5 protein-coding genes, 1 pseudogene and 1 other annotated feature are annotated in these 6,137 nt (G+C 43.1%); all 6 genes and pseudogenes read right to left on the bottom strand.

What is annotated here, in order from left to right; translation table 11 throughout:
• Window positions 1-17: 17 nt before the first annotated feature.
• Window positions 18-444, bottom strand: a sequence feature (16S ribosomal RNA rRNA prediction is too short).
• A pseudogene (gene lipB / locus CEX73_RS00205) lies at window positions 435-932 on the bottom strand (lipoyl(octanoyl) transferase LipB); the annotation flags it as partial. It overlaps the preceding feature by 10 nt.
• Before the next feature lie 139 nt (window positions 933-1,071).
• Window positions 1,072-2,184, bottom strand: coding sequence for a peptidoglycan glycosyltransferase MrdB (gene mrdB / locus CEX73_RS00210; protein ID WP_101626648.1), 1,113 nt, complete (start codon window positions 2,182-2,184; stop codon window positions 1,072-1,074).
• 6 nt (window positions 2,185-2,190) lie between these two features.
• Window positions 2,191-4,053, bottom strand: a complete 1,863-nt coding sequence (gene mrdA, locus CEX73_RS00215; RefSeq protein ID WP_101626649.1) for a peptidoglycan DD-transpeptidase MrdA — start codon at window positions 4,051-4,053, stop codon at window positions 2,191-2,193.
• A 108-nt stretch (window positions 4,054-4,161) separates the two neighbouring features.
• The gene (gene nadD / locus CEX73_RS00220; RefSeq protein WP_101626650.1) at window positions 4,162-4,821 is read right to left on the bottom strand and encodes a nicotinate-nucleotide adenylyltransferase; all 660 of its coding nucleotides are present in this window, start codon (window positions 4,819-4,821) and stop codon (window positions 4,162-4,164) included.
• The gene (holA, locus tag CEX73_RS00225) at window positions 4,814-5,851 is read right to left on the bottom strand and encodes a DNA polymerase III subunit delta (RefSeq protein WP_101626651.1); all 1,038 of its coding nucleotides are present in this window, start codon (window positions 5,849-5,851) and stop codon (window positions 4,814-4,816) included. Before holA ends, nadD begins: the two co-directional genes overlap by 8 nt.
• On the bottom strand, window positions 5,848-6,137 hold a 290-nt coding region (locus CEX73_RS00230; protein WP_498067559.1), incomplete at its 5' end, for an LPS-assembly lipoprotein LptE. The genes holA and CEX73_RS00230, both read right to left, overlap by 4 nt.

Here is a 6,137-nt window from a genome sequence, read left to right on the forward strand (position 1 = left end):
TGGGTGTGTACAAGGCCCGGGAACGTATTCACCGTGGCATTCTGATCCACGATTACTAGCGATTCCGACTTCATAGAGTCGAGTTGCAGACTCCAATCCGGACTACGAAGCATTTTATGAGATTTGCTAACTTTGCAAGTTTGCTTCTCTTTGTATGCCCCATTGTAGCACGTGTGTAGCCCTACTCGTAAGGGCCATGATGACTTGACGTTATCCTCACCTTCCTCCGGTTCATAGACATGTAAGTCCCTAACTAAAAACAAATGTCCTTATGACTTGAATATAAAAACATATTATATAAAAAGAGCCAAATAGATCGTCTAGCTCACAATTCAGGTTAAGTAATTAGCAGGATGCCAGGTTTTAATCACTCCTGTTGTTGTTCCAAGTAGCGACATAAATGCTTCTAACAATACCATAACTACGTCTTCTATAACTGGTGTGACTGATGACAACTGGCTAACCTGAGTCATACGTAAGCCTGCTTCACCGCAGGGATTAATACGTAAAAGAGGTGCTAAATCCATAGTAATGTTTAACGCCAGGCCATGCAAAGAACAACCATTTCTAATGCGCAAACCGATAGAGCAAATTTTATCGTCTCCTACGTATACCCCGGGAGCGTTGGCACGAGGGTAAGCAGTAATGGCGAAGCTAGAAAGTGTAGCGATAACCGTTTCCTCTAGTAGTGTTACTAGATGGCGTACGCTGAGCTTACGCCTACGTAGATCTAGCATGACATACATCAATTGCTGGCCTGGACCATGATAGGTGACCTGTCCGCCACGATCACTTTGTACCACTGGAATATCTCCGGGCATCAGCAAGTGTTCTGATTTGCCAGCATGCCCCTGAGTAAAAACAGGTTGATGCTGCACTAGCCAGATTTCATCACGAGTTCTCGCTCGGCGCTGCTCAGTAAAACTGTGCATAGCAAGTGAAACAAGTTCATAGGGCTGCAAGCCAAGTTGTCGAATAATTAAGTAATCAGTCTGCGTAGTTGTCCCTAGATCTCTGATGACGTAGCATTTTCTATTATGTCTCTCTTTCTTTTCCACTTTATGCTAACTATTATAAATTTTGTGACAACATTTTTCGATGAGTATGTATCGACATGACGATACCAAAACCTATCATTAATACCATTAACGATGATCCGCCATAGCTTACTAGCGGTAGCGGCACACCAACAACAGGTAAGATACCACTGACCATACCAATATTCACAAAAACATAAACGAAAAAAATTAGCATCAAACCTCCAGCCATGACCCGGCCAAAAGTGTTCTGCGCACTAGCTGCAATCACTATACCGCGGATAATCACGCTGAGGTAGAGCATCAGGAGCACCAAAATACCTAGGAATCCCAATTCTTCGCCTAGTACAGCGAAGATAAAGTCGGTGTGACGCTCCGGCAAAAACTCTAGCTGTGATTGGGTACCATGCAGCCAACCTTTACCATTTAGGCCACCAGATCCAATGGCGATTTTCGATTGAATAATATGATAGCCGGCACCAAGAGGATCGGTTTTAGGATCTAATAGCATTATTACCCGGTACCGTTGGTAATCGTGCATGAGGAACAACCAAAGTACCGGGATAAACGCAGATACCAGCAATCCAGCTACTACGATTAATTTCCAACTGATACCGGAGAGGAATAGCACAAATAAACCAGATACGGCGATCAAGATCGCCGTGCCTAAGTCAGGTTGCGCGGCTACTAGCAGAGTTGGAATAAAAATAAGCATCAAAGCGATGGCCGTATTCTTCAAAGACGGCGGATAACAATCTCGGTTAATGAAACGCGCTACCATCAATGGTACAGTGACTTTTGCGATCTCCGACGGCTGAAAATGTACTAAGCTTAAATCTAACCAGCGTTGTGCACCTTTACGTATTTGCCCGAATACGTCTACTAGCACCAACAGCAATATGCATAACATGTATAAATAGGGCGCCCATATTTCATAAATTCGCGGTGGTATCTGCGCTAAAACTAACATCACCAACAGACCTATGATAATTTGAACTATCTTACCTTCCATCATGCCGATATCCTGGCCGCTGGCGCTCCATATCACAAAAGCGCTGTAAAGCAACAGCAGCATAATGAAAGACAAGAGCATAATATCTACATGCAGTTTATTCCATAGTCTACTGGGTTGCGAATTATGAGTCATCGTCGGTTAATCATCTGTCTTGTCACCTAGCAGCATATAGTCCAAAATGTTTCTGGTAATAGTACCTACCGCCTCGCCTACTCCGCCATTTTCTAATAAAACTACTACACAGACAGTTGGTTTATCGTATGGAGCAAATGCTGTCATCAATTTATGATCGCGTAGCCGTTCGGCTATGTTATCAATGTTATAAGTTTCATTAGCTTTTAGACTATAGACTTGAGCGGTACCTGACTTTGCTGCAGTCTTATAAGGCGCATCGGAAAAATTTTTTCTTGCTGTGCCGTTGGGGCGGTTAGCAACTCCGTACATGCCGTCTTTAGCCATCTCCCAAAACCCAGAATGTGGATCGCCAATTTGGCTATTATTACGTTGTTGATAATGCACGAGTTTACCATTTTCCCGTGTACCAAATAGTAAATGTGGTGTGCACACTGCACCGTTATTAATAAGCGTTATCAGTGCTTTTGACATTTGTACCGGGGTAGCAGTCCAGTATCCTTGGCCGATACCTACCGATATAGTATCCCCCTGATACCAAGGTTTATTGAAACGATTCATTTTCCAATAGCGAGTAGGCATTACCCCAGCACGCTCCTCAGAAAGATCGATTCCCGTGTTCTGACCATAGCCGAATTTGATCATCCACTCTGATAGTAGATCGATACCCATATCATAGGCCACTTGATAAAAAAAAGTATCAGCTGATTCTTCAAGAGCCTTGGTGACGTTAAGTGTGCCATGCCCCCAACGTTTCCAATCTCGATAACGTTTTTCTGAGCCTGGTAATTTCCACCAACCTGGGTCGAATAACGAGAAGTTTTTGTGGATAACTCCCACGGTTAATGCAGACACTACAATATAAGGTTTAACAGTAGACGCTGGGGGATATACACCCTGGGTCGCGCGGTTTATTAGCGGACAATTTTCATCCTCTAGTAGATTGTGATAATTTTTATTGGAGATACCTTCGACAAATTGATTAGGATCGAAACTGGGGTGAGATACCAATGCTAGGATGCCACTGTCGCGCGGATCTACGACTACTACCGCTGCACGGCAGCCAACAAGCAGTTTTTCAATATACTGTTGTAGGCTTAAATCCAATGTCAGATAGATATCTTTGCCAGCCTGCGGTGGCTGCTGATGTAGCAGGCGTATAACGCGGCCGCGGTTGTTCACTTCTACCTCTTCATAGCCAGTTTTACCGTGCAGGATGCTTTCATAGTAACGTTCAATGCCTAGTTTTCCGATTTCGTGCGTTGCGGCATAATTAGTGATTATGCCTCTTTTGTCTAGCTGCGCTAGATCGTAGTCGTTAATTTTCGAAACATATCCGATAACATGGGTCAACGCAGAGCCGTAAGGATAATAACGACGCTGGTATTCTTTTACCTCAACGCCGGGAAAAAGGAACTTGTTTACAGCAAAACGAGCCTGCTGTACATCAGTTAGATCTGACTTTAGCAGTAGTGAAGTAAAATGTCGTGAGCGTTTACGCTCTTTTTCGAAATTTGCTATATCGTCATTAGTTAGATTGACAATCGGACTCAGATCTTGGATAGTTTGTTTTAGATTATCTACTTTTTCAGCCACTAGTTCTAGTTGATAAATAGTTCGGTTCAATGCTAGTGGCGTACCGTTCCTATCATAAATAATTCCCCGATTCGGCGCTAGAGGTACCAGCTTAATGCGGTTTTCATTAGAGCGGGTGCGGTAATCTTCAAAGTTAGTCACTTGTAGATGATATAAATTAGCTAGAAGTACACCGTTAAGTAATAAAATACCAGTAAATGCTACTAGCATACGACGCACAAATAGCGCTAATTCAGCTGAATAGTCGCGAAATGGGTTACGTGTTATTTTCATTTCGTCACATTAGTTTTACGAGAACAATTTTTACGCGTATAATATCTAGCATTATCTAAAAATAATGAAGAGCATAATTGATGCTGACTAATAATTCAGCGCTCAGCGCTATAGCAGAGTGCGTACACTAGCGGTACGGTATAAACCTTGCTCGTTAATATAACCTTGCACCGAGGGTGTTAAAAGATCATAGCAAGGCAGGATAGCATGTAAGCGCCCGCGAATATCACTAGCTGATATGTCTAATTCTGGCGTTGCCGCGCAATATACTAGCCCCGCTGGTTGGTGGTGTAGCGCAATAGGATCATCAGTCAAACGATGTACCATCCAGTGATCACTATGCAGGTAACCAGGTCTAGCGCACACAAGAATATGACATAGCTTTAACAATTCTTCACTTCGGTGCCACTGTGGCAGCGTTAATAGAGAATCCTGACCTATAATCAAACCTAGTGGTGCCATAGGACCATACTCCCTACGTATAGCTTGAAATGTTTCTACAGTCCAAGATGGCGTAGCGCGGCGCAATTCACGTTCATCGATAATAAAAAGCTTACCCGGGGTGTCAGCAATGGCTAATCGCGTCATCATTAGCCGTTGATAAGGAGTTGCTTGGGGCGGGGGTCGGTGTAGTGGAAGATGATTAGGTAATAGGATAACTCGTTGCAGATTTACTAGTTGTGCTAACGCTATCACCGGCTGCAAATGGCCATGATGAATTGGATCGAAAGTACCGCCATAGAAGGCGGTTAAGAATTGTTCAGACATCTATTATCGCAACCGGAAGAAGCGTATTGCTACATAACAGCTGCGCTAAGGCATTTATATCAGCCCAGACATGATCACTATAATCCTGCTTAATCATAAGCTCGATCTTGAGCATGAGTACTATTGCTTGATATAGTTGTTGTACGCTCAAACGCTGTAGCGCCTGAATGAGCAACGGTCTGCGATTTTGCCATATTTGATGCTGGTCGAACAATATGCGCGCAGGCGTGTGGCCGATATGACGTTTTAAGGTAAGTAGTAGAAAAATCTCTCGCTGGATATCGCGCAGTAGTATCACAGGTTCCCTAGCTTCTAGTCGCAACTGCTGCAGGATATGACTCGCACGTTTACTGTTGCCAGCCAGTACAGCATTAATCCAATGAAATGGAGCAAAGCGAGAAGTATCATTGACAGCTTCCTCTACCAACGGTAGAGTTAGTATGCTATCAGGGTAAATAAGTTTTAGGCGCTCGAGGGCCTGGACCAAGGCAGTTAAATTCCCTTCATAGCAATAACACAACAATTGACAAGCAGCATTATCTAGCGACAACTGCATATTTTTCGCACGATTTTTCACCCAGTATGGTAATTGTGCTGGTTCAGGCGTCGTGCAGTCAACTAGCACCGCATTGTTGTTGCTCAATGCCTTGAACCATAAACTTTTCTCCTGGGCACGAGTTAGTTTTTTGCCACGCAAAATAAGTAATAAATCTTGATGCAACAGTGACGTTAGTATAGCAAGTTTGTCTTCTATAGTTGTCGTAAGACCATTTTCCGGTAATATCAGCAATAAAGTCTGGCGGTTGGCAAATATACTTAGCGTTTGACTCAGGCTGAAGATAGTATCCCAATCTGTGATATCTTCTAATCTGACACGAAAATGTTCAGTGAACTGAAAAGTCTGCGCTTTAACTTGAATGCTATCTTCACTCTCTTGCAGTAAGAGCTGATCATTCCCAAGCAGTAAATAGCAAGGATGCAAAGATTTTTGTAGTTGCGTCCCTAGCTGTTCCGGATAAAGCCGGATCATGGCTTTGCCGATACTACCATCCGCTGTGGTAATAAAGTATTGGCTAAAGCATGATTTGCTTTGCCATCAGTATGCACTGACAAAAGTTTATGCACTAGTTGTTGCGCAGCCTGTTGGCGCATCTTCTGGTAGAGAAAATCTGCCGTTAGCGGATTATCAAATAAAATACGGTAGACATTTACATCGATGGGATAATAATTTTTATTAGGCATAAATACTTGTGCTTGTACCCAAATAATCATTTGGTATCTTGCCATTTGAAGATCTTGAAATACCGAGGTGGTAA

Source organism: Candidatus Palibaumannia cicadellinicola (assembly GCF_002855795.1).
Taxonomy (GTDB): Bacteria; Pseudomonadota; Gammaproteobacteria; order Enterobacterales; family Enterobacteriaceae; genus Baumannia; species Baumannia cicadellinicola_C.